Origin of the sequence: Actinomadura harenae (assembly GCF_003696215.1) — a bacterium.
Taxonomy (GTDB): Bacteria; Actinomycetota; Actinomycetes; order Streptosporangiales; family Streptosporangiaceae; genus Spirillospora; species Spirillospora harenae.
Window position 1 is genome coordinate 62,145 of record NZ_RFFG01000014.1, and the last position, 22,846, is coordinate 84,990.

General features: G+C 69.6%; 22 protein-coding genes. 9 read left to right on the forward strand and 13 right to left on the reverse strand.

What is annotated here, in order from left to right; all coding sequences use genetic code 11:
- Nucleotides 1-3: 3 nt before the first annotated feature.
- The 5 genes from EBO15_RS44115 to EBO15_RS10340 form a co-directional block, all read right to left on the reverse strand.
- Nucleotides 4-189: a hypothetical protein gene (locus EBO15_RS44115; protein WP_122194118.1), complete on the reverse strand. Its 186-nt coding sequence runs from the start codon at nucleotides 187-189 to the stop codon at nucleotides 4-6.
- An 89-nt stretch (nucleotides 190-278) separates the two neighbouring features.
- Nucleotides 279-878 (reverse strand): hypothetical protein, encoded by a 600-nt coding sequence (locus EBO15_RS10320; RefSeq protein WP_122194119.1) that lies wholly within the window; start codon nucleotides 876-878, stop codon nucleotides 279-281.
- 69 nt (nucleotides 879-947) lie between these two features.
- The gene (locus tag EBO15_RS10325; protein WP_122194120.1) at nucleotides 948-1,655 is read right to left on the reverse strand and encodes a hypothetical protein; all 708 of its coding nucleotides are present in this window, start codon (nucleotides 1,653-1,655) and stop codon (nucleotides 948-950) included.
- Between the two features lie 32 nt (nucleotides 1,656-1,687).
- On the reverse strand, nucleotides 1,688-2,011 hold the full coding sequence (locus EBO15_RS10330) for a WhiB family transcriptional regulator (protein ID WP_147481442.1): 324 nt from the start codon (nucleotides 2,009-2,011) through the stop codon (nucleotides 1,688-1,690).
- A 384-nt stretch (nucleotides 2,012-2,395) separates the two neighbouring features.
- On the reverse strand, nucleotides 2,396-2,887 hold the full coding sequence (locus EBO15_RS10340; protein WP_147481443.1) for a hypothetical protein: 492 nt from the start codon (nucleotides 2,885-2,887) through the stop codon (nucleotides 2,396-2,398).
- Between the two features lie 455 nt (nucleotides 2,888-3,342).
- Between EBO15_RS10340 and EBO15_RS10345 the strand changes: the two genes are divergently transcribed.
- Nucleotides 3,343-4,473, forward strand: coding sequence for a helix-turn-helix domain-containing protein (locus tag EBO15_RS10345; RefSeq protein ID WP_122194124.1), 1,131 nt, complete (start codon nucleotides 3,343-3,345; stop codon nucleotides 4,471-4,473).
- A gap of 11 nt (nucleotides 4,474-4,484) precedes the next feature.
- On the opposite strand, the gene EBO15_RS10350 is transcribed toward EBO15_RS10345, so the two are convergent.
- The gene (locus EBO15_RS10350) at nucleotides 4,485-5,252 is read right to left on the reverse strand and encodes an NUDIX domain-containing protein (protein ID WP_122194125.1); all 768 of its coding nucleotides are present in this window, start codon (nucleotides 5,250-5,252) and stop codon (nucleotides 4,485-4,487) included.
- Nucleotides 5,253-5,688: 436 nt separating this feature from the next.
- Between EBO15_RS10350 and EBO15_RS10355 the strand changes: the two genes are divergently transcribed.
- A complete protein-coding gene (locus EBO15_RS10355) occupies nucleotides 5,689-6,582 on the forward strand; it encodes a hypothetical protein (protein ID WP_147481444.1) in 894 nt (297 codons plus the stop codon).
- A 177-nt stretch (nucleotides 6,583-6,759) separates the two neighbouring features.
- The gene (locus EBO15_RS10360; protein WP_147481445.1) at nucleotides 6,760-7,518 is read left to right on the forward strand and encodes an exonuclease/endonuclease/phosphatase family protein; all 759 of its coding nucleotides are present in this window, start codon (nucleotides 6,760-6,762) and stop codon (nucleotides 7,516-7,518) included.
- Between the two features lie 651 nt (nucleotides 7,519-8,169).
- Here EBO15_RS10360 and EBO15_RS10365 read toward each other — a convergent pair.
- Together EBO15_RS10365 and EBO15_RS10370 are read right to left on the reverse strand one after the other, a co-directional pair.
- The gene (locus EBO15_RS10365) at nucleotides 8,170-8,820 is read right to left on the reverse strand and encodes a class I SAM-dependent methyltransferase (RefSeq protein WP_122194174.1); all 651 of its coding nucleotides are present in this window, start codon (nucleotides 8,818-8,820) and stop codon (nucleotides 8,170-8,172) included.
- 301 nt (nucleotides 8,821-9,121) lie between these two features.
- The gene (locus EBO15_RS10370) at nucleotides 9,122-9,847 is read right to left on the reverse strand and encodes an SMI1/KNR4 family protein (RefSeq protein ID WP_147481446.1); all 726 of its coding nucleotides are present in this window, start codon (nucleotides 9,845-9,847) and stop codon (nucleotides 9,122-9,124) included.
- Nucleotides 9,848-9,980: 133 nt separating this feature from the next.
- On the opposite strand from EBO15_RS10370, the gene EBO15_RS43585 reads away from it, so the two are divergent.
- The 3 genes from EBO15_RS43585 to EBO15_RS10385 are packed head-to-tail and all read left to right on the forward strand — an operon-like array spanning nucleotide 9,981 to nucleotide 12,036.
- On the forward strand, nucleotides 9,981-10,568 hold the full coding sequence (locus tag EBO15_RS43585; RefSeq protein WP_147481447.1) for a hypothetical protein: 588 nt from the start codon (nucleotides 9,981-9,983) through the stop codon (nucleotides 10,566-10,568).
- A gap of 44 nt (nucleotides 10,569-10,612) precedes the next feature.
- Nucleotides 10,613-11,770, forward strand: a complete 1,158-nt coding sequence (locus tag EBO15_RS10380) for a hypothetical protein (protein ID WP_233616095.1) — start codon at nucleotides 10,613-10,615, stop codon at nucleotides 11,768-11,770.
- Nucleotides 11,767-12,036, forward strand: a complete 270-nt coding sequence (locus EBO15_RS10385) for a hypothetical protein (protein WP_122194131.1) — start codon at nucleotides 11,767-11,769, stop codon at nucleotides 12,034-12,036. The genes EBO15_RS10380 and EBO15_RS10385 overlap by 4 nt, the downstream gene beginning before the upstream one ends.
- Here the strand turns inward: EBO15_RS10385 and EBO15_RS10390 are convergent.
- A complete protein-coding gene (locus EBO15_RS10390; RefSeq protein WP_122194132.1) occupies nucleotides 12,002-12,550 on the reverse strand; it encodes a hypothetical protein in 549 nt (182 codons plus the stop codon). The genes EBO15_RS10385 and EBO15_RS10390 overlap by 35 nt on opposite strands.
- The gene (locus EBO15_RS10395; protein WP_199744448.1) at nucleotides 12,551-12,967 is read right to left on the reverse strand and encodes a MarR family winged helix-turn-helix transcriptional regulator; all 417 of its coding nucleotides are present in this window, start codon (nucleotides 12,965-12,967) and stop codon (nucleotides 12,551-12,553) included. It abuts the gene before it with no gap.
- 75 nt (nucleotides 12,968-13,042) lie between these two features.
- Here EBO15_RS10395 and EBO15_RS10400 point away from each other — a divergent pair, with 75 nt between their 5' ends.
- The gene (locus tag EBO15_RS10400) at nucleotides 13,043-14,527 is read left to right on the forward strand and encodes an MFS transporter (protein WP_122194134.1); all 1,485 of its coding nucleotides are present in this window, start codon (nucleotides 13,043-13,045) and stop codon (nucleotides 14,525-14,527) included.
- A 920-nt stretch (nucleotides 14,528-15,447) separates the two neighbouring features.
- Here the strand turns inward: EBO15_RS10400 and EBO15_RS10405 are convergent.
- The gene (locus tag EBO15_RS10405) at nucleotides 15,448-18,084 is read right to left on the reverse strand and encodes a VIT domain-containing protein (RefSeq protein ID WP_122194135.1); all 2,637 of its coding nucleotides are present in this window, start codon (nucleotides 18,082-18,084) and stop codon (nucleotides 15,448-15,450) included.
- Entirely contained in the window at nucleotides 18,081-18,803 is a 723-nt protein-coding gene (locus tag EBO15_RS10410; RefSeq protein WP_122194136.1) for a MerR family transcriptional regulator, read from the reverse strand. Before EBO15_RS10410 ends, EBO15_RS10405 begins: the two co-directional genes overlap by 4 nt.
- Nucleotides 18,804-19,156: 353 nt before the next feature.
- On the opposite strand from EBO15_RS10410, the gene EBO15_RS10415 reads away from it, so the two are divergent.
- Together EBO15_RS10415 and EBO15_RS10420 are read left to right on the forward strand one after the other, a co-directional pair.
- Complete coding sequence (locus EBO15_RS10415; protein ID WP_122194137.1) at nucleotides 19,157-20,644, forward strand: RNA polymerase sigma factor; 1,488 nt, start codon at nucleotides 19,157-19,159, stop codon at nucleotides 20,642-20,644.
- Between the two features lie 503 nt (nucleotides 20,645-21,147).
- Complete coding sequence (locus EBO15_RS10420) at nucleotides 21,148-22,242, forward strand: C40 family peptidase (protein WP_233616097.1); 1,095 nt, start codon at nucleotides 21,148-21,150, stop codon at nucleotides 22,240-22,242.
- 46 nt (nucleotides 22,243-22,288) lie between these two features.
- Here EBO15_RS10420 and EBO15_RS10425 read toward each other — a convergent pair whose 3' ends face one another.
- Nucleotides 22,289-22,780, reverse strand: coding sequence for an inorganic diphosphatase (locus EBO15_RS10425; protein ID WP_117361624.1), 492 nt, complete (start codon nucleotides 22,778-22,780; stop codon nucleotides 22,289-22,291).
- Between the last annotated feature and the right edge of the window lie 66 nt (nucleotides 22,781-22,846).

The window sequence follows — 22,846 nt, forward strand, 5'->3', positions numbered from 1 at the left end:
GCGCTACTCCTCCTCGCCGTGGACCAGGTCGGGGTGGATGAAGGCCCACAAGGCCTCGTCCAGCCGGTCGCGGTCACGGTCGAGGTGGACCGGGACGCCGCACCGGTCCAACACGTCCCTGACTTCTGCGACCAGAGACTCGAACTCGCGCGCCGCCATCGGCAGCGCGCATCGGGGGATCGTCTTCATGGGGCTCCCATCTGCATGAGGACGGCCCGCCGTCTCAACCTGGTGGCGAGGCGGCGGGCCGTCGAACGGGGCGTGCGAGAAGGGCCGGGTCAGCGGCTTCGAGGCGGGAGCGGCTGGGCCTGGTGGAGGGGGACGAAGCGGGCGGCCTGCCCGTTCGGCTGGATCAGCGCCCACGGCTCGGCGCAGGCCGGATCGTTGGCCCAGCTCAGGACGGCGCCGAACTCGTCAGGCGCGTTGCGCATGCGGACGTAGGAGCCCGGCGCGTACCAGCGCCGCGCCGCCCGCACCCGCCAGCCGTTCCGGGTGACCTGGTAGGAGGCGGTGAAGCGGATCGTGAAGTCCTGGGCCAGGCGGGTCAAGCCGACCAGCGCCGCGACGGCGACGACTGCGGCGGGGACGACGGAGACGGTCACGGCCGGAAGGTGCGGGACCGGGCGCAGCGAGGCCAGGGCGGTCGCGGTGATCCCCGCGCCGACGGTGAAGAACGCCGCGCCGATGCCCAGGCGGACGCGGCGCATGCGGAGCTCGTGCTCCTGCAGCTCGGCCACGTCCCCGGCCTCGGCCTCGATCTCGCGCCAGGCCGTCGCCAGCGGCGGGACGTCCCGAGAGGCCTGGGCGAGCGTCGAGGGGATGGTGGCCTGCGGACGCTGGTCGGTGATGGACGTGAGGTGGTGGTCGGGGCGGGTCATCGGACCTCCTGAGGATGGATTGTGCGGTTGATCAGGTCCTGGCGGCAGGGAGGAGAAGGCCGGGGGCGGCTACGGCCGTGCGACGTCCAGCGGGGTGGGGTGCGCTCCGCGGCGGCGTTCGGTGATGGAGTGGCCGGCGCACACCCGGCGGGTCTGGCCGGTGGTGGTGGCGAGCTGGTGGGTGACCGGCGCGGGGCATGGGATGTCCGACCGGCAGTAGTCCCAGGCGTGGGGGCAGCCGGTCACCTCGCACCAGGTGCGGCGCCCGGATTCGACGAGGGTCCCGCCGTGGACGGGGCAGACGGGCATGTCCATCCGGCACGCGTCGGCGGGGACACTGGCGATGCGCTGCAGTATCAGCGCCGCCTGGAGAATCCCTCGAGGGATGCAGCGGGCGGTGTTGGCGGCTGCGGCGAGCCACCAGCCCGCCTGCTGGTCGCGTTCGTCGGCGGCCTTCAGCGTGGCGCTGAGAACGCAAATGTCGCGTGCGAGGTCCACACCTCGGACGGCCAGGCCACGAAGGTGCCGTTCGGGGGACGCGGCAGCCGCTCCCTCTCCCGGGGAGGCATCCGCCACCCTCCAGGCCGTCGTGATGCCCAGCATCTGCCGGGCAGTGTCCAGGGCGTCCTGGTGAGCGTCGTACAGGTCGTACCGCGCCTCGCGGACGTACCGGTCGGCCGAGGCTTCAAGGTGGGCCGAAGCGGCGTGGATGTCGGCGGCCAGCTGCAGAGTACGGACGGCCAGCTGCGTGATCTGCTGTTCGGGGGAGTCAGGCATGCGTTGTTCCTCACGGAGATAGGGGATCGCTATCAGGCGGCGGAGCGGCCGCGGCCGTTGAGGAGGGCACGGCGTTCGTGGTGGTCCAGGCCGCCGCACACGCCGTACTGCTCCTCCGCCGGGAACTTCAGCGCCTGCTCCAGGCAGTGCCGCCGCAGCGTCAGGGGGCACTCGGCGCAGGTCCGCTTGGCCAGCTGGACCCGCCGCCGGGCCTCCTTGAGGGTCTCTCGGGGGGCGTCGTCATCCGGGCCGAACCACAGCTCGTCCCCGGTGTCGATGCAGGGCCGTTGCTCCCAGCCGACCGGCTCGGGAACGTGGACGCTGCGGGGCTTGCTCCAGGACGTCCGGGTCCTCATCGCGTCCACCGCCCATCGGCGCTGGCCGGGGCCTGCGCGGGCGCGGCGACCTCTCGGTCGAGGTGGGAGCCGTGGACCTGGTGTCCGCACTGACCACACCACAGCACCACGGGCCCACCGGACATCTGCGCGGAGCAGCAGGGCGAGACCGGCAGCGGCGGACGGCACGATCCGCGGGCGGGCTCAGCCGGGATGGACTCTCGCCCAACGAGCTTGTCGAGGACCTGCTGGTGAGCGAGGTTGCGGTCTACCAACCGCGAAACGGTGCGGTCGTACATGGGGATCTCCCATCAAGGGCGTCGGGTGGGAAGCAGCGAGCGCCCAGCGCCCCGTGAGGACGGGGCTCGGCTGGGCGCTCGCGTGGGGCCTGAGGAAGGACTTGGTCTAGACGGCGTTGGTCGGGGTGCCTGCTGTGACCAGGGCACGGGCGCGCGAGGGTCGCGTGGCGCGCTCGCGATCACGTCGTGCCGCGGCCATCTGCGTCAGGGACGGCGCGAGCGCCGGGGTCGGCTTGACCATGGTCCGGGCGCTGCGCCGGGTGGAGGCGTCGGCGATTCCCTCGGCCAGCCGCGCACGCCAGGTCTCGTAGGCCAGATCGGTGATCACCCGCTGCGCGGATCCGGGGCACCGCTCCTGTCGGCGTGCGGCAGGGGCCGGACGGCGACCGAGGGCGAAGTTGCGGATCTGCTTGTCGGTGTAGCGGCTGATCCGGTGGGGGAGCACCAGGTGCCGCTTGAGGGACACCCAGGTCCCACAGTCCGGGCAGACGATCATCGTGCGCTCACCGTCGGGGCGCTCACCGTCAGGGCGGCGCAGGTTCACGTGGTTCAGGGGGAGGGCGCTGACGGAGATCGGGGGACGGCCGTTGTGCTTCACAAGCACCTCCGTGATCAAGCCGAGGATGAGCTGAGCGGTCTCGTGTCCTCCGCTCCGCACCGGCGGACGGCCTGATGCGGACCGGACGGCGCAAGCGCCGCACTCTTGAACGATCAATCGCGGTGACCACGGCGGGGACCTCGTGATTCGTCATCCCGCTCGGGACCGCGTCTTCAGTTGTCCGGAAGTTCGCTTGGCGACGGTGTGTCCGTCTGCGTTCGCCAGCTTCCTGATTGGTTCGCACCAATCATGCAACTGGTTCGAACCACTTGTCAACGAGCTGAGAGTGATCCACTTGGCAAGTGACTCGGACGTAGCCGCATGGACAGGGAACGATGTGGATGCACACGGTGACTAGCTGTTCACTGTTAACTGGTGGCTGTTAACCCCTGTTGCTGCGCGTGTGAGCTGCGGCATCCTCGGAGGACAGCGCGCCTTCCCCTGGATCGGTCACCATGTCACTCGGGTTGAAGCAGGCCCGCGAAGCCCGCGGGTGGTCACAGAGCGACCTTCTCGGCCACATCGAGAGGTACGTCGCGAGACATCCCCAGTTGGTGATCGCCAACTCCGCGAGCCTCAAGACCTACATCTCGGGCTGGGAGAACGGTCGTCGCCGGGTCTCTGAGCCATACCGGACCATCCTGAGAGCCCTCCTGGGATGGACGGATGAGGAACTCTTGGGCGAACGCGAGCCGACGGCGGAAGCAGACGGCTACGAGGAGCTCATCCGGCACATCGATACCGCACATGCGGTCAGTCGGTCGATGGTCGCCACGTTCGCGAGCCAGACCGAACTTCTGCGCACTCAGGACCGCATGGTCGGCACTTTTAGCGTCGTCGATCAAATGACCGCCCATCTGGGGGCGCTTGAGGAAGCCCTCACATTCGCTGTCCTGCCAGATGCTCGGCGTCCGGTCGCCCGGGAGCTGGCGGGGGCTGCCACGCTCGCCGCATGGCAGGCGCTCGACGTCGGGGCGATCGAACGCGCGTGGAGGCAGTACGAGAAGGGGAAGCAGGCGGCAAAGGAGGCCGAGGACAGCCTGTACCTCGCACATGCGATGGGCGAGCAGGCATTTGTCCTGGCGGACGCAGGGCGGCCTGGCCTGGGAGTTGATCTCGTGGTCGAGGCGCAACGGATCGGCGGGAGCAAGATGTCCGGGCGACTCCGGGCCTGGCTCGCCTGCGCGGAGGCAGAGCTCCGGGCCCTCACCTCCGACCCCACGAAAGCGCACGAAGCGCTCGACCGGGCGACCAGGGCAATGCCCGACACAGACGAGCCGCGCGACCCTGACCTGGCGAGTGTCTTCCTCAACGCGGTTCATTTCGAGCGCTGGCGTGGACACACCCTGACCCTCCTCGGCGACGAGGAAGCGGTCGCAGCTCAGTACGTTGTCCTGGACTCGATGGACCCGACCTTCGTCCGCGCACGCGCTGGTATCCACTGCGATCTAGCGCAGGCCCATCTGTTCCGCAGCGAGTACGCGGAGGCCGCGCAGCAGGTCCGGGAAGCCAAGCTCCTGGCCAACCGCACCGGGTCGATTCGATACCGGCGGCGGATCGCGACGCTAGGCGAGTCGGTCAGCTGACCAACCGAGGCTCAAGCTCCATAGGCGATGACGTGAAGAAGCCCTACGAGCGTCCCCGAGCCCAACAGCTCGTCCTTCCGGATCAGGCGGTGGACCTCGCTCAAGGGGATCCAAGCAACCTCGCCGGCCTCTTCAACGTCTGACGGCTCCCCGACCTTGTCCGCGCCGCGCCCCACGAACACCTCATGAGGCGAATCGACCATCCCGACCATCGGCTCGAACGTTACGAGGTGCTCCAGGGTGCGCGGACGCCACCCCGTTTCCTCTTCCACTTCCCTCAATGCCGTCTGCCTCGGAGCTTCACCCTCGTCCACGATTCCGCCGGGGAGCTCCCAGCCGAATTTGTTCGGAACGAAGCGATAACGCCAGAGCATCAGGACGCGGTCCCGCTCGTCCAGCACCACCGCGATCGATACACGGTGGAGGTGGACGACGTGGTGTTCAAAGCGGTCGACCCCCGGCGGCTCGACGTCCGCCAGGCTGAGCCGAACCCACCTGTTGTCGTAGACCGTGCGCTCACCGTGCAAGCGCCAGGGCTCCAACGGATTGTTCTGACTGTCGAATCGCCTGCTCGACGCCACGTAATAGCCGCTGCCTCTTCGGACGCTGAGCACGTCCTCGGAGACGAGTTTGCCCAGCACTTGGCGAATAGTGGTCCGCCCTGCCCCCAACCGCTCGGCAAGAACGCGTTCTGAAGGCAACCGGTCCCCTGGACCGAGTTCGCCGGACGCGATCCAGGTTCGGATCGCGGACTCGACACCCGCCGTCACGTCGCCCATGAACCGGGAAGCCTTCCTGATTGGAGACTGGTGCGCTCAGTCTAGGTCCGGCTCGGCAGGCAGCCCGAGGTCCTGGGGCTTGCCAGGCTGCAACGGCCGTCCGAGTCAGCGAGCTCAGCGCTCTTGCCATGCTTCATGCCTAACGGAGATCTTCTGCTCCGCGGGGGGCTCGCCCGGCCCGCGCCGGCGCGCAGGATCGCCTCGTCCACGAGCCCTTCGAGGTTGGAAGGGGCGTCTGGGGCCTGGTGAACCGCTTGATCTTGATGCCTCGCCAGCAGAACTCACGTCAGCGGATTCGCCTCGCACCTCTCGCGAATGCACGAGCGAGCCGCGCAGCACCGTGCCGAATGTGGCCAGCCTGGATCAAGGCACGGCTGGATCGCAGGTGTGGGGCGTGACTACCCGCAGTCTGCCTGGCTGCCTTAGGTTCGGTGGCATGCTTGCTGCTGACGCGGATGGCCCGGTGCCTACGGTGGCCCGGTTGCTGAGCACGGCACTGGACGGCCCAGAAGAGCTGATGAGATCTGTCGCTCTGGTCGATCGCCCTCACTCCCCGCCGGTGGTGCGTCAGCTGATCGGGTTGATGGCGGTACTGTCGCCGATCGAGAAGCCCGTCATCGCCCAGGAGCGCGTTCCGCTGGTCAAACAGTTGTGGGAGCTCACGTTGTCGGTCGATCCGGCGCACGCCCGGCGGCTTGACGAGCTGGTGATGGAGCTGCCCGGTCCGACGAGGTGGCAGCTGCTGTGGGAGCTGACCGGCACCGACGCTCGTGGGCTGCTCCCGACGGTTGGCCGGCGCTTCAACGTTGCGCTGGGCTGGCTGGCCTCGTTCACCGATGATTCGGACGGCGCTCACCCGCACCTGGTGACCTCGGCGGCGATCCTGGCCCCGGGGATGGGAGCGTGGTACGACCTGCTGCAGCGGCGCGCGCTGGCGTTCGCGGAGCGATTTCCGGCCGAGATGGTGGAGGACACGCTGGCATGGTGGCTGGTGCTGATCGCGTCGCTGGGCGTCGAGCCAATCGGCTTTCCTCTCGAGCACGATGGGACGCCGACCGGAGTGTGGGACCTCAACGCGGCTCTGGAGGCTGGCGCTGAGCACCAGCCAGCCAGCGTCGCCGACGCCATCCCGGACGAGACCGGCACGAGCCCCATCACCCGCCGCTCCGCCGCCCGAATTTTGCATGCCTGCCAGCAGATCAGCGCCCAGGGCCGGGACGACGCCCTAGGCGTCGCGCGAACGCAGGTGACCGGGCTGACCGCGCTGGAGCGCGCGGTCATGATGTGGAACATGGCTGTGACCCTCAGCAGCGCCCTGCCGCGCGGATAGCGGGCATTCGCGGTGGGCCTCCCGCGCCAGCGCCGCCCGCGGCTACTGTCGCCCGGAATACGATCACGAACCAGCGGGAAGGCGGAATTCGTGCAACTGCGATGCGTGTCCCAGAACATCCAGTACGGCGCGTGGAGCCAAGGGCGGTGGCCGGTTCACGTGGAACACCTTCTTGCCTTGGACACCGATCTGGTCCTGCTGCAGGAGGTGCCAGAGCTTGCGTCCGACGCGGTGCGCGAGAAGGCGGAGACCGATCTCGGCATGCGGATCGCGGTGTCGCCCACAGGCTTCACAGAGGGCTGCCTGAACGCAGCGATCGCCTGGCGCCAATCGCTGACCGTTGAAGGCATCGACGTCCGATACAGCAGAAAGCTCCACCACGGCTACATCGGCGCTCACATTGGGCTCGACCGCGACGACGGAGTGCCGCTCACGGTCATTTCCACCCACCTTGATCCGACGTCAGCGACCAGCGCCGCGCAGGAAGCACAACAACTCGTCCAGCGTGTGTGGCGGACCGGTGGCATCGGCCTCATAGCTGGCGACATCAACCACATGCCGCTCGGCGACCCCGAGCCACCGTGGGAACAGATCCATCCGCACAACCGCGCCTCCCGCTGCCTGCCCCGCGCCTCGCCCGGCGACGAGTGGCGCGGTAACCGAATCGTCGGCCAGGTCCTCATGGGTGGCGACCTCACCGACGTAGCTGCCCACGCCGCCGAGCGCGCCAGCACACCTCAAGAGCGGGACGAACTCCTGCAGATGACAGGCACCCACGGTCGGATCCGCGTCGACCAGATCCATGCAACTCCTGCCCTCGTCCCTGCGATCAGCGGGTACCGGGTCATCTCCACCGACGCCAGCGACCATCGCGGGATCGTTTGGGATCTGGACCTTGACCTGGTCGAGGTGGGCGCTCTGCGTGAGTTCCACTGACCGCTATGCCTGGACCTACCCGGTCGTCGTTGGGCCAAGGCTGCGGGACAGCCTAGAAACAAGAAAAGGCCGGCCCCGAAGGGGCCGGCCAGGGCTGGGAACGCAGAATTGGCGAGGCAAGGTTGCCAGGTGGGGTCGGGCCAACTGACTGACAACGAACGCGCAGGGATGCGGCCACACGCGGACGATTGCGCATAGTAGATCCGGGTGGGTGGGACCGATGAGCAGGACTGAACCTCACTCGTAATGAATAGGTCATCGGTTCGATTCCGATAGGCGGCTCCCAGGTAGAGGCCCCCTTCCGATCTTCGGAAGGGGGCCTTTTGCTAACGCCCTTGCTAACAGGCCCTCCTACGCGGCCCCGCCCATGACGCGGGCGAACGTCTCAGCGGCGGAGACCTCGGCGACCCTGATCACGTGCGCGCGCAGCCGTCAGGCTCGCCGACCAAACCCGCACAGCCCTCCGCAACCTCACGCCCTAACCCACGTGACACCCGTGACGCCCGCGCCGGATGAGAACTTTCTCTACGGCTTCAAGGGCGCCCGCTACGCGGCCGTCGACGGCTGCCCGCCCCGGCGCGCCGGGGCGGGCGGCCTGTTCCGTCCGGTCCCGGCGCGCCGCGTCGCCCGTTCGCCTTGCCCTGCGGGGATCTAAGCGTGAAGCCTCCTGCGGGCGAATACGAGCGCTTGTGAAGCATGCTCACCCGGGTTGAGCAGCATCTGAGCTTCGACCTCGAATCCGGTGTCACGTAGCCAGGATGACACCTGGTCAGGCTGACGGCGGTAGACGTGGACCTTCATCGGCTGACCGCCATAGCCCTCTGTCTTCAACTGAGACCCGTCGCCGACATGGAACAGGAGTTGAAGCGGTCCGCCTGGGCGCAATGCTCGGTGGAAGTGCCTGAACACGGTCAGCGCCTGTTCATTGGGGATGTGGATCAAGGATTGCCAGGCGAGCAGGCCGGCAATCGAGGCGTCCGGAAGATTCGGGTCTGTCATCGAACCCACGTCGAACCGAAGGCCCGGGTGATCGCGTCGTGCCACGTCGATCATCCCAGGTGAAAGGTCGATGCCGAATGCGTCTAGACCGAGTTCGTGTAGGTGGGCGGTCACGTGGCCCGGGCCGCAGCCGACATCCGCCACAGGACCGCCACCAGCCGCCCGCACACTGTCAGCGAACAGCGCGAGAGCCGCTCGAAGGTACTGATGCCCAGCGATGGCACCGCGCACCTGATCGGCGTAGTTGGCTGCGACCGTGTCATACGAGATTCGGGTGCTGGTCAACCAGTCGTCCGTGCCCATGATCGGCACGGTAGCCCTTGGCGACAAGCCGTCCGCCGATCTTCGGATGGTGAACAGACTGGGCCGGGTCGGCGGATCATCGGAAGGGGCCTTCTTGCTGTCCCCGGGACTCCGCTCATGACCTGGGCGGACGTCTCCATGACGGAGATGTCGGCGCGGGCCTGATCAGGCACGTGCGGCCCCGAAGCGTGATCGCTAAATCTCCCGCCGGGCTTGGGGGGTGATCGGTGATCAGCCGTCGTGGCGGACGAAGCCCACGTTGATCAGCTCGGCCGTGGCCGGGCCGGGCCGTTGGACGGTCTCAGTACTGCTCTTCGAGAACGGCCCCGGTTTCGGCGTCGGTTGCGCCTCGCCAGTCGCCGGTTTTCGGGTCTTGGAGTAGCCATGGCTGGTGGAGCGTGCCGTCGATCCAGCGACGCAGCCACTCGGTGAGGCCGAAGTGTTGCGGGAACAGGCTCACTTCGAAGTCGTCCTGAGGGGCGGGGTTCGGGTCGATCGCCCACATTCGGTTGGCCGGGTCGCTGACGTCGACGTAGGAGGTGATGCCGCATCCCCAGTTGCAGGTCGGCAGCAGGACCTTGGCCATGGGGTGCCACGCTTCGGGCCAACCCGGATGCTCTTCGCGGAGGACGCGAAGGATGGGGCGTAGGGGTTCAAGACCGTAGGCGGGCCCGAAGCCGCCATCACCGAGTTCGAGATAGCAGCGGCGTAGCAGCGAGGGCAGGGGACGGCCGAGGTGGGCTTCGAACTCCTTCACCTCATCCTCTGAGGCGGGTGTCAACGGCGGCAGGAGTTCGAGGAGGCCGGCGGCGTGGGCTTCGCTGTACTCGGGTGTCCCTCGCCAGTACATCCGTTGAAGTCGTCCGTCGGGTGCGTACTGGAACGCCCCGCCTCCCTCGGTGTCGATGCCAGGCGGCCCGAGTCGCTCGTCGAGGTAGTCGCCTGATTCCACTCGCGCACGAACGGACTCGAACACGAGTTCTTCTTCGCTGGTCACGTGGCACAGGATGCCGGTGAGGTCGGACAAGGTGGGATCAGGGGCGGGGTCGGCGGCGGCTCGCCGCGTGGGTGGACGCCCGGTGGAGCGGTGTCCCGGAGCGGCCACGGTAGACCGTTCCGACGCGATGACAGTTCCGCTTCGGCGCGGCGACACTGAGTGGGTGACGGACTGGGTCGCCAACGGCATCGCGGTTGCTTCCCTTGCCTCGACCTGGGTGATCGGCATTGTGCAGATCCGCCAGAGCGGCGGGCCGCGTCACGATCCATGCGGCCGGGGGACGGTTCCGGCCGCCGCACCTCCGGAGTCCGCCGCACCTCCGGAGTCGCCTTCGACGATTCCCTGGAATCCGTACCCAGAAGACATTCCTCCTCCTGAGGCGTCGCAGCCCGCCGTCCCTGAGCCTCTGCCTCGTTGGATGACCAGTGTGCGGGTGGCGGTCCTCTACGGGCTGGTCGTCTCGTTCGTCCTCACGGCGGTGATCCAGTTCATTTCCGATAACCCCGTCGCCCGAGCGTTGATGGCGAGTGGGCTTCTTTCGGCCGTCCTGTTGATCTGGGGCGTTCGCAGGGCCCGCGACTATCCGTCGTACAACCTCACGGGCATGCTCTTCATCGTCATGGGGCTGTCGGGCACTCTGGCGATTCTCGCCATTCCTCTGGCGCCGGAATATCGCGTGCCGCAGGCGGCCGTCGCCTTGATCCTGCCTTGGGTTCTTATCGGAAGGGTGGGGCAGCGGCTTCTTCCCTGACCTTGCGTGGCGGACGAGGGCGGGGTTGTCGGTAGCCTCGTTCGGTGGACGGGTTGCGGGACGAGGCTGAGGCGCTCCTTCGGGGCTGGCACATGTACGAGGTGTCGCGCGGGGCTCCGGAGATCATGGATTTCGACTGCGCGCCGTCCGACGGTGGGGACGAACCGGTCGGGGACCGGCTGACGTTGCGAGAGCGGCTGCTCGAACTGCGGGAACAGGCCTCCGGTTGGACGGCCTCGCGGCTGGACGCCGACATCGCCTACGCCGGGGCGCTGCTGGGGGAGCGGCTGCCGCTGCGGGAGTACGTCCGGGCGACCCAGGGATGTGAAGCGCTCGGCTGGATGGACGCGTACGTCGCGCATCGGCGAGATCTCGCGCGCGAGGCGCTCGCCGAGATCGGCGTGACGTGGGGGCCGGACAGCGCGCGCGAGCTGCGGGCCGTCGAGGGGCACCTCCCGAACGCCGACGCACCGGACGCGATCAGGGCCGCCGCCGCCGAGTTCGAGGACGTCGTGCGCGGGCTGACCGGCAGCGACGCGCCGTTCGAGCTGAGCATCGAGAGCGCCGACGTGGACGCCTACTGGGCGTACTGGCTGGACGGCGCGGGGAGCCGCGTCCGGCTGCGGCTGAACCTGCGCAACATCGCGTTCAGCGCGGTCGCGGCCAGGCAGTTCGCGCTGCACGAGGTGCTCGGGCACGGGTTGCAGAGCGCCAGCTGGTCGGCGCGGTGCGCGGCGGAGGACGTGCCGTGGGTGCGGATCATGTCCGTCCACGCGCCGCATCAGGTCCTGCTGGAGGGGCTGGCCCAGGTGCTGCCGCTGTTCGCCGCGCCGGACGATCCGATGCTGCGGACGCGCGTCCGGTTCGATCATTACAACCAGCTCGTCCGGGCCGGGCTGCATCTGGCGCTGAACGACGGGGAGCCGATCGAGGGGCTGGCCGCCCGGGCGCGGCGCGATCTGCCCTGGGCGACGGACGCGGCGATCGCCGACCTGCTGAGCGACCGGGGCGCGGATCCGCTGCTGCGGTCGTATCTGTGGGCGTATCCGGCGGGTGTCGACTGGTTCGTGAACCTCGCGGAGGCGGACGATCCGCAGGTGGGGCGGACGGTCCTCCGCGCCGCCTACCGAGACCCGCTCACACCCTCTGACCTGGCTGTTCTCTGGCCGGGCGGACCCGCGATCGGTGGTGGTGACCGGTGAACCACGTCCTCGCGGCGGCCTTCGCCGCGCTCGCGATCGGTGTTCTGGTCGTGCTCGGAACCGGACTCTGGACGTTCCGGAAGGGCGATCCCCTCGAGAGCCGCGTCGTCGGGATCGGCGTCGCCGTGGCCCTGTGCGGATGCGCGCTGATGAGCCTGGACCAGCGCTGGGCGTTCTGGCTGACGCCGGTCGCGGTCGTCGCGATGGCGGCGGTCGCCGTCCGCCGGACGGTCAGGCCGCGCCGGATGCCGCCTCGCGAAGACTGAGCGCGCTGACCTGTGGTGATCCGTCCCGTGCGGCGATCGCGTCGGCGAGGGCGAGGAGCTGGGCGGACGGGATCCGCCGGTTGCGCGCGTCGAGCAGCCGCACCCGGAACCCGCGTCCCTGCCCCGGAGTCCGGACGACCATCGCGATCACGCCGGTCCGCGGGCCGGGCGGGTTCTCCTGCTCCTCGGCCCAGCGCAGCAGGACGTCCGCCCGCGCGAGGTCGAAGCGGCGCACGCTGAACGCCTGCTGGACGGCGAGCGTGTCGCCCTCCAGCCAGGCCCGATGCCGGAACGTCCTGACGGCGGCCGTGATCAGCGTTCCGGCCACGGCGGCGAAGAGGACCGTCCCGATCGTCCATCCGGCAGGGCCGTAACCCCGCCCGAGGCCGACCGCGAGCCAGCCGAACACCGCGGAGAGGAAGACGGCCAGCGCGACCGCCTCGACCTTCATGACCGTCGTGACGCCGATGTCGAGCGGGACCGCCGCGTCCGCGGGCGAGGGATCGGTGCCCACCTAGGCGAGCAGTTCGGCGTCGTCCAGGACGGACGGGTCGTCCGCGGGAGTCAGATGCTCGGCGAGGATCGCGCGGTGGGTGACGACGGCGGCGGCGTGCCTGCTGCGGCCCTCGGAGGTCAGCGTGACGAAGACGCCGCGCCGGTCCGACTCGCACATGCCGCGTGTGACCAGGCCGCTCTTCTCCAGCCGGGCGATCGTGCGGGAGAGGGCGCTCTGGCTCAGGTACATGTCCGCTGCGATCTCCTGGACGCGGCGCTTCTCAGCGCCGGCCTCCACGAGGCGATCCAGCGTCTCGAACTCGCTCATGGTCAGGCCGTGGGCGTCGTTCAACGCGCGGTCGAGCGCGCAGGCGACCGTGTTGTAGCAGGTCACGAGCGAACGCCACTGGTCGACAAGCCCGGGGTGGGGTGCCATGCCGCGCATCCTACCCGCCGCCCGCATCAGATGCATCCGAATTAATTTCGTCAGAAATTAATGCTTGGACATTCAATGCGTGTGCATGTACTGTCCTCCGACGTGACCCTCACCGAAACCTCCCCCGCGACCGCGACCGGATCGCCGGCCTCCCCGGCCGCGCCCGCCGAGCAGAGCTGGACCCCCAGGCTGTGGGGCGTGCTCGCGGTGCTGTGCGCCGTGCTCTTCCTCGACGGGCTGGACGTGTCGATGGTGGGCGTGGCGCTGCCGTCCATCGGCACCGAGCTCGGGCTCTCCACCACCTCGCTCCAGTGGATCGTCAACGGCTACGTCCTCGGTTACGGCGGCCTCCTGCTGCTCGGCGGACGCACCGCCGACCTGCTGGGCCGCCGACGCGTGTTCCTGATCGCCCTCGGAGTGTTCGCCGTCGCGTCCCTGATCGGCGGCCTCGTGAACGACGGGACGCTGCTGGTCGCGACCCGCTTCGTCAAGGGACTGGCCGCCGCGTTCACCGCGCCGACCGCCCTGTCCATCCTGACCACCACCTTCCACGAGGGCCCCGCCCGCAACCGGGCGCTGTCGGTCTTCTCCGTGTTCGGCGCGAGCGGCTACTCGTCCGGACTGATCCTCGGCGGACTGCTCACCAGCGTCGGCTGGCGCTGGACGTTCCTGACCCCCGTCCCGCTCGCGATCGTCGCCCTAGCCGTGGGCGTCGTCCTGATCCCGCGGGACAAGCCCGCCGCCGACGGCGGCCACGACCTGGTCGGCGCGGTCACCCTCACCGGCGGAATGCTGCTGGCCGTCTACACCGTCGTCACCGCGCCCGCGCGCGGCTGGCTGGACCCGCTGACCCTCGGCTCGATCGCCGTCGCCGCCGCGCTGCTGGTCGGCTTCGTCCTCACCGAGCGGCGTGTCGCGCACCCGCTGATCCGGCTCGGCATCCTGCGCGTCGGCACCATCGTCCGCGCGAACGTCAGCATCATCGCCCTGTTCGGGTCCTACATGAGCTTCCAGTTCATGATGACCCTCTACCTCCAGGACGTCCTGCACTGGTCGCCGCTGAAGATGGCGCTCGCCCTGCTGCCCGCCGGCCTCATCGTCGCGTTCGGCTCGCCCTTCGTCGGGCGCCTGATCGACCGCTGGGGCACCTCACGCCTGATCATCAGCTCGATGGTCTCGCTCGCCCTCGGCTACGTCTGGTTCCTCTCCACCGCGGGGAACACCCCGCAGTACGCGTTCACCGTCCTCCCGACGATGATCCTGCTCGGCGGCGGCTTCGCCTTCGGCTTCTCCTCGATCATGGCCCAGGCCACCGACGGCATCGCCGACTCCGAACAGGGCCTCGCCTCCGGCCTCGTCCAGACCTCGGGCCAGGTCGGCGCCGCCCTCGTCCTCGCCGGCGTCACCGCCCTGGTCACGAGCGACGCCCACCCGGCCGCCGGCTTCGCCCCCTTCACCCCCGGCCTCAACCTGGTCACCGGCGTCGCCATCGTCGGCCTGGCCTTCAACCTCATCCCCCTCCTCACCCTGACCCGCTCCCGAGCCACCGCCACCTCCTGACTCCCCCCGGGCGCTCCGCCCCGGGGGCCAGAGCGCCCAACCAGCACCCACGAGGCCGCCCTTCAGCCCGCGCACCCCAAAGGGACCGCGCGGGCTGAAGCCTCGCTTCCCAGCCCGCGGGCGGCTCGCGGGCCGTGTCCAGGAAGAACAGGCAGGCGCGGGGCGGCGCTGGAGCCGCGACATGCCGTCCTGAGCCGTGAGCCGTGCGGCATGAGCCGTGCGACATGAACCGTGCGGCACGGACCGCGAGGCGTGGGGGGTGTGGTTTGAGGCCTACGGCCCGGACCGTGGGGCCCGGGCCCGGGCCTGGGGCGTGCGGGCTCCGAGGTGCGGCACGGGGCGTGGGGCGTGGTGTGTGCGGCCTGGGATGTGCGAGCTTCGGGCGCGGCACGGGCCGCTCGGCGATTGCGGCCTCGTTCAGCTCCTGCGGCTGGCCACCGCTCCTCCTCCAGGACCCGCGGCCGTCACGGTTGCCTTCGGGACGGCGCTCACCTGTCCGACACTGCAGCCAGCGTGGCACCCCCCTGGATGCCCCCGGTTCACCCAGGGCGGTGCTGCCTTGACGGCCCACGGTGCGCCGGGGTCGGGCTCACCGTGGGGGCCGGCGGTCATCCGCAGGACGGCACCCGCTGAAGCCCAGGAGGACACGCACAGTGGCGCCCACCTGAAGATCCGCCGACCGCACGAGCTGGTGGTCTTGTTTGGAGATTCACCAGACCGACGTTGTCCACATGTCCGGCTGCTGCGGTTGTCGGCGGGGTGTTGCCCGTGGTGGATCTCCGATCCCTGCTGGCGGTCTCGGGCTCAAGCGGTTGGGCACTGGCATCGCTCGCACCCCCGATGGCCCTGCGTTGGGTCATCGGGGAGGCGGGCCTTGAACAGCGGGCTGCCTGGTGCTCGTGGTGGCTCGGGTTGGTGGGCTACTTCGGGCGCTTCCAGAAGGGGGCGCGGGAGGTTGGGGTGTTGGACGTGAGGTCCTCCAGGGTGTGTATGGCCTGTTGCCAGACCTCGGTGGCTCGGGGTGGGGCGACTTCCTTGGCCGGTTCGCGGAGGTCGCGGACCTTCTGTGCGAGGGCGGCCAGGGACGCGCGGACAGGTGCGGTCAGGACGAGGTCGCTGGACAGCAGCCAGGTCAGGAAGGGCAGGAGTCGGGTGCCGAGGTGGGACGAACGGTCTGCCTCGGGGACCGATCGCATCTGGTCGAGTTCGGCCTTCAGACGACGGGTGACTTCGGCGGATGCTTCGCCGGTGGAGTGTTCCCCGTTGGGGGCGGGGCGTCGCTGTGGAGCGGGGGCGATGGGGCGGTTCGGAGGCTGAGCCCGTCCGGGGGACGAGGCGGAGCCTTCAGGCGGCATGGGACGGCTAGGGCTGGGGGGATTCGGGGGAGCCGGCGGGTGCGGAGCGGACGCCGAGTCCGACTTCAGGAAGTCGGGCACGTCCATGTCGTCATGGTTGGAGAGCCTGGCTCCTCCGCCGACGGGGCGGCGGCTGCTGCCCCTCAAGGGAGCAGCGATCCTGGCGCGCGGGCGGGCTGGTGCGGGAGGGCCGCTGGGGGCCGCTGGAGCCCCGGGTGCGTGGAGCGGGATGGCGCTGGCGCCGTAGCTCGCGGAGGCGGGGGCGGCGCTGCCGTAGGGCGCCGGGGCGCCTTGGTAGGTGGGGTCGGTCCAGCCGTCGGGGACCTCGACGGGCTGCGTCACCTGGTGCGGGGCCCGGCCTTCGGTGACGACCTGGCTGTCGATCGCCACGAACGCGGTGAAGCGGCAGAGGACGCTGAACCGGAGCGATGTCTTGACGATGCGGTCTTCGAGTTCGGCTGAGCCGCTCACGGCGTAGCGGTCTTCCAGGTCGCGCAGGTGGGCGCGTGCCCACAGGGCGGACGCCATCGGCGCGTCGGACGTCAGGCCGAGGGCGCGGTGTTCGCGTGGGGAGCCGTCCGGGGACCTGCCGTGGAGGGCGAGGGAACCTGTGGGAGCGCCCCGGAAGCGTCCGGTCACGACGAGGGGGACCCCGGGGAAGATCGCGCCCAGTCGATGCGGGGCGATCGTGTCGGTGAGCAGGTCGAGACCGTCCGGACTCAGGGACAGGTCGGTCATGAGGGGCGTGCCCACTCGGTGGTGGACGCGTTCCATCGCCTCGTCGAGCCGGTCTTCGGACTCGACCAGCTCGCAGCGGCCGCCGCCGACGGACGCGAGCCGATTGAGGAACCCGGCGTTCACCGCCCGGTCGATGCCGACCGTGTGGACGCGCACGCCGTGGAGCTTGCGCTGGAGGCGGTCGAGAATCTGGTCTTCGTTGCCGACCTGGCCGTCCGTCACCAGGACGAGGACGCGGTCGCGTCCGGAATCGGATCGCGACAGCAGGGCGCATGCCTGCTCGAGCGGGGCGAGCATCTCGGTGCCACCGCGGGCGCTCAGCGTCGCCAGGTGCTCGACGGCGCGGAACCGGTTGCGGTCGGTGCCGGGGGACAGGCCGGGGCCGAGCTCGGGCGGGGACTCCACGAGGTTGTCGAACGACAGGACCGCGAAGCCGTCGGCGGGAGTGAACGTGTCGACGATGCGGGCGGCGGCCCGGCGGGCGGCGACCATCTTCCAGCCGTCCATGCTGAACGAGCGGTCAAGGACCAGGACCACGTCGCGCGGGCGCGCGTGGCCGCTCTCGGCGGACGGCAGCACGGTCAGGCTGAAGACGCCCTCATCGCCCTCCGCGTCCGGCGTCAGTGTCAGAGAGGCGGTGCCCATGGCGGGCGTGTCGAACACCAGGCGCAGGATGAAGTCGCGGTTCAGCCGCTCATCGGGGTGCAGACGCACCGTGGTGTGGCCGTCGGCGGTGTCCTCCGCGACGACGTGCAGGGCCGATCGGATCTCGGTGAGCGGTAGCGCGCCCGCATCGATGTCGACCGCGAGGGAGAGCGCGACCGGGTTCGGGAAACCGGGCAGCAGGACGGGTGGGGTGATGCGGGACGCGTCCGGAACGGCGTCGGTGTCGACGGCGACGCCCGTCCCGGCGGCCTCGTCGCCGAGGGACGTCCCGGGGATGTAGCGCGGCGCGACCACGAGGGGGAACCGGAAGGTCGCCTCTCCCCTCGAGCCGCCGGACACGGACACGGACTCGAACGGGAGCGGCTGCGTGAGGACGAGCCGGACCGTCACACGTTCGCCGGGCAGGATGTTGCCGACGCGCATGGTGAACACGTCAGGGCGGTCTTCTTCGGCGATGGCGGCGCGGCGGCCCGAGGCGAGGGCCGCGTCGTACTCCTGCCGGGCCTGCCCGCGTTCCTTGAGGACGCCGTCGACCACACGGTCGGCGGTCTCCATGCGCAGCGAGGTGACGGCCGCCCGGTCGGGCAGCGGGAAGACGTAGGTCGCCTCCAGCGGGACGTCGAAGGGGTTGCGGAACCCCTGCACGACGGTGACCGACGCGGCGAGACCGCTCACGGCCACGCGGACGTCGACCGAGTCGAGCGGCAGGTTGCCCTTCTCGGTGCGGAGCGCGCCCAGCCCGCCGTCCGGAGACGGAGGGGCGGTGGGTTCGGGGAGTGGAGTGATGCGCACGGTCACTGGTGCCTCCCGGGAGAGTGCCGTTGGGGGGAGTCTCCGCCGCCGACCGGTTCGAGCAGGCCACGGCGCCGGAGGGTGTCGAGTAGTGGTGCGGCCGATTCCGCGATGGCGGCGAGGTCGTCCTCGCTCAGGTGTCGCGTCTCGACGATGACGGTGACGCCGGCTGCGAGCCGGACCCCCTGAACGAGAGTCGGCTCATCGACCTGGGACGCCTCCGGCGTCGGTTCCCGGTGGAACCGGGCGCTGGGCCGAACGGTCCAGAAGGCGTCGCGTGGACGGGCGATATCGATTTCGACAGTGTCACGTGGGACGCCACGGACCCCGTTGGTGTCAGTGGCGTCGGCCGCCTCCGTGGTCGGCCGTGCCTCCTTGAACGCCTCCGTCTGGGTGGGGTCGTCGGACTCGCCGTCGTCGGCGGCGATGTCGCGGAGCAGGGAGTCGGGCGCCCCGGCCAGCTCGACCTGGATCTCGGCGATCGAGCGGCCGAGGGCCTGGCGTCGCTTGACGGCGAGGAGTTGGAGCAGGTGCCGGGGGCCGTACAAGGCGGTGCGGCCACGGCGGCCGAGCGGCGGGTCGAGCAGGCCGATGCTGGTGTACCAGCGGATCAGCCGCTCGTTGGGGAGATCGCGGACGCGTCCGTTGACCCGCGGAACGCCGTCGGCGGCCAGAGCGGCCGCTGCGTGTTCCGCCAGTTCGCTGATCGTCCAGGTCTCATCCACGCTCCGATGATGACACTGTCATCATGACACTGTCAAATCAGGTCGGGCTCGCCGTCGGGGCGGTCCGTGCTGCCGTCGGTGCTCAGGTGCTGCCCATGGGGTGATGGATCGCGGTGAAATGATCGCGTTGGCGCATGGCGCCAGCCCTTTTGATGAGGGTGTCCGATCTGTCGATTCGGGTGAGATTTGGCAGGTCAGTGCACTGAAATCGGAAGGTGGCAGGCGCCATCGATTCGATGCAAAAGAGTCATAGCTCGAATATGCGAACAAATAATGTCGAGTGCGTTCGGTGAAGGTGCTCGAACTCGTGAAATCGGCGTTGAAGGGCTGGTGGAGCCTTTAGCTTTCTCCCTATGGACGACCGTCTCCTGGTCGAAGCGCTTCGTGCGCGGGACCCGGGCGCACCTGCCGCGGTATACGACGCCTACGCCGAACGGCTCTACGCCTACTCCTGGATGCGCCTGCGTGAGCAGGACGCAGCGCAGGCCGCTGTCAGCGACGCCCTCGTTGTGGCCGAGGCGCAGATCGAGAGGTTGCGCGACCCCGCGCTCTTCAGGCCCTGGCTCTACGCCATCACGCGGCTCGAGTGCGATCGGCGTGAGCCGGAGCAGGACCGCATGCCGGATCTGCCCGTCGCCAGCCATGACCAGGACGACGTCGACCAGCGCCTTCTGGCCTGGCGGGCCGTCCTTGCCCTGTCGCGGAGGCAGCGCGAGCTCCTCGACCTGCATGTCCGACACGAGCTGGCCTTCGACGACATCGCGCGCGTGACGAGGGCGCCTGCCAAGCGGGTCGAGGAGGAGCTCGAGCTCGCGGGTGAGGATCTGGAGACCGCGCTGGTCGCGGAGATCCTGGCCGGCCAGGGACCCTTCGGGTGCGGCGAACGCGGATGGCTCCTGCGCGCGCGACGTGGCGAGCTCACACCGCTGCTTCGTGAGCGGCTCGTCCTTCACGCCGGTGAGTGCGAGGAGTGCGCGGCCTTCAAACCGCGCACGGTGTCCGCGGCGAGGGTTTTCCGGGTGCTGCCGTGGGCGCCGCTGTCAGACGACATGCGAAAACGTGTGCTCGACGGCTTTCTCGACTCCGAGCGGGTCGGATATCGCCTGTTCGTCGCCACACGCGTCGCGGACTACTCCGCCGATGGCTTCCCCATTTGGCCGCAGCGTTCCGCGTTCGCGCGGCGTGTGACGAGGCGCCGCACGTTCCGTTCCAAGATGCCCGCAGCGACAGAGGCGACGCCCACAGTTTCCGGCACTCCTGCACTGGCAGAGGTGCGGCCCGGCGTGCGCGCGGGGAGATTCGCCGCCGCTGCGCTGGCCACGCTGATGGTGCTCACCGGAGGGACCCTGGTGGCCTACATGGCGCTGACCGGCCAGGTCGGACGCGGTGTGCATGCTCTGGCGGACGGCACAGGGGCGCGTCCGACGGTGCTGCCGTCCAGGGGTCTTGAGCTCAACGGTCGTGATGAGCGTGGTTTGGCCGGCCGCGATGGCGCGACCCCGGTGTCGGCCACGTATCTGCTCGGTGCCGCAGGTTCGGCGGTTTCGCCCACCGCGTCCGCGCGCACGAGGCAGGTCCAACCCGGCCGAGTCCAAAACCCGAAGGGGGCCAACGGTGGCCTGCTGACGCCGCCTGAGCAGAGGCAGGCCGCGGTCGTCCCGCCCCCCGAAGAGCCCGGACCGGCCCAAGCGCCGCCGCCATCACCGCCGCCCGTTCCCGTACCGTCCGCACCCGTGCCGCCGAGCTCGCAGCCGCCGTCCGACCCGCCGCCGAGTTCGTCACCGCCTTCGCCCCCCGTGCCTGCGGAGAGCGAGCCTTCGGCAAGGCCGACAACGCCATGACGGCGGCATAACGAGCCGGAAGAGTCCGGGTCTGCTGGGAACGCGCCGCGAACCTCCGAGACGCGCCGGATTCCGATTCCTGGGTGCGTCCGTCCGCTTCCTGCACGCATCCGCCCGCGCACGGGGCGGTCGACCGTTCGGGCGGGATGGCCGCGCCGGTTCATGGACCTCCTGCGTCGCAGGGGAACGCTGATGGGGCCGCGGCGGAAGTTCATATCGAGCCGCAAGCGAATTACTGTGAGTAGTTACTTCTTGCTCAGTGTGAATTTCGGCAGGGGAGGACCGTGTTTCAGTCAATGCGCACCCCGGTACCCCGTCGACGCGCGACCGCCTACGGTGCGTTCACTGCCACAGGCACGGCCCTGGCCTCTCGCGGGGTCGCCCTACGGCTGGTCGCCGTCTCCACCGGAATCGCGGTCGGTCTGACCGTCGTCCCTACGACCGCCCAGGCCGCCATAGTGGCCGGTCGAGTCGTCCAGAAGCCGTCTCCTAGCGCCGATGATGTGGCCAAGAGCAAAGACAACGTGCGAAAGAAGGCCGAAGCGGTCGGACGCGCCAAGGCGCAGCTCGCCCAGGCGGACGGTGAGCAGGAGCGTCTCGCCGTCGCCGTCGAGGCCGCCGTAGAGCGGTACAACGGCGAGCAGGTGAAGCTGGAGCGATCCCAGCAGGCGTACCAGGCGGCGCAGCAGCGGGTGGCCGAGGCGCAGCAGCGCTATGCCGACACCCAGCGGCAGCTCGCGTCGTTCGCCGCTGACGCCTACCGGCAGAACACCGGCTACTCACCCTGGGCCGCGGTCATCGCGGGGGAGGGCGGCCCGCAGGGCTTCATGGACCGGGCGGGGATGGTCGAGGTCCTCGCGCGCAGGCGTACCGACATCATCAAGAAGGTCGAGGCGTCCCGCATCGTCGCGAACGTGTTCCGGCGCCAGGCCGCGCAGGCCTATCGCGACCAGCAGACCGCCACACGTCAGGCCGCCGACGCCAAGAGCGGCGCACAGAAGCTCCTGGTGCAGCAGAAGGCCGTTGTGGTGCGCATCAACGGCCAGAAGAAGCAGCTGGAGCAGAGCCTCGGCACGGCTCGTGCACGCGCGGCCGACCTCGCGCGACAGCGTGCCGCCGCGCTTGAGGCGGCCGACGCGGCCAGAGCGCGGCGGAGCACCTCCGGGGCGGTCGGCCTGGCGACCGGATCCGGCATGGGGGGCGTCGCCGCGCGCGCGGCGCTCAAGTGGCTGGGGACGCCGTACTCATGGGGCGGGGGCACTTCGAGCGGCCCCAGCTACGGAATCGAGCAGGGGGCGGACATCCACGGGTTCGACTGCTCGGGCCTGGCCCTGTACGCCTGGAACAAGGCGGGCGTGCGGCTCGACCATTGGACCGGCACCCAGTGGACGTCCGGCCCGCACGTGCCGCTCGGGCAGCTCAGGTCGGGAGACCTGGTCTTCTTCGCCCGGAACAAGGCGGATCCGGACACGATCCACCATGTCGGGATCTACATCGGCAGGGGGCGCATGGTGGAGGCCCCCTACACCGGATCCAGCGTCCGGGTCTCCTCGATCTGGCGCGGAGACCTCATCGGCGCCACCCGACCCTCCGGATGACGCCGTGACCACGCGGGACGGGGACGGCGTCATCCGTCCCCGGAGGTCAGTGGCCGCCCAGGTCGGCGAAACGCTTGCGGGAGCGCTCGACCTCGACCTCGGCCTCGACACGGCCGACCCAGTTCGCGCCCTCGACGGACTTGCCGGGCTCGAGGTCCTTGTAGACCTCGAAGAAGTGCTGGATCTCCAGGCGGTCGAACTCCGGCACGTGGTGGATGTCGCGCAGGTGCTCCATGCGCGGGTCGGTCGACGGGACGCAGAGGACCTTGTCGTCGCCGCCGGCCTCGTCCGTCATCCGGAACATGCCGACCGCGCGGCACTTGATCAGGCAGCCGGGGAAGGTCGGCTCCTGGAGGATGACCAGGGCGTCCAGCGGGTCGCCGTCCTCGCCGAGGGTGTCCTCGATGAACCCGTAGTCGGCCGGGTACTGCGTCGAGGTGAAAAGCATGCGGTCGAGCCGGATGCGACCGGACTCGTGGTCCACCTCGTACTTGTTCCGGCTGCCCCGCGGAATCTCGATGGTGACGTCGAATTCCAAGATGTCCTCCGCTTCCCGCGTGGTCGCGGTCTTAGTCTGTACGTGCTGTGGCGGCGACGGCCGTAC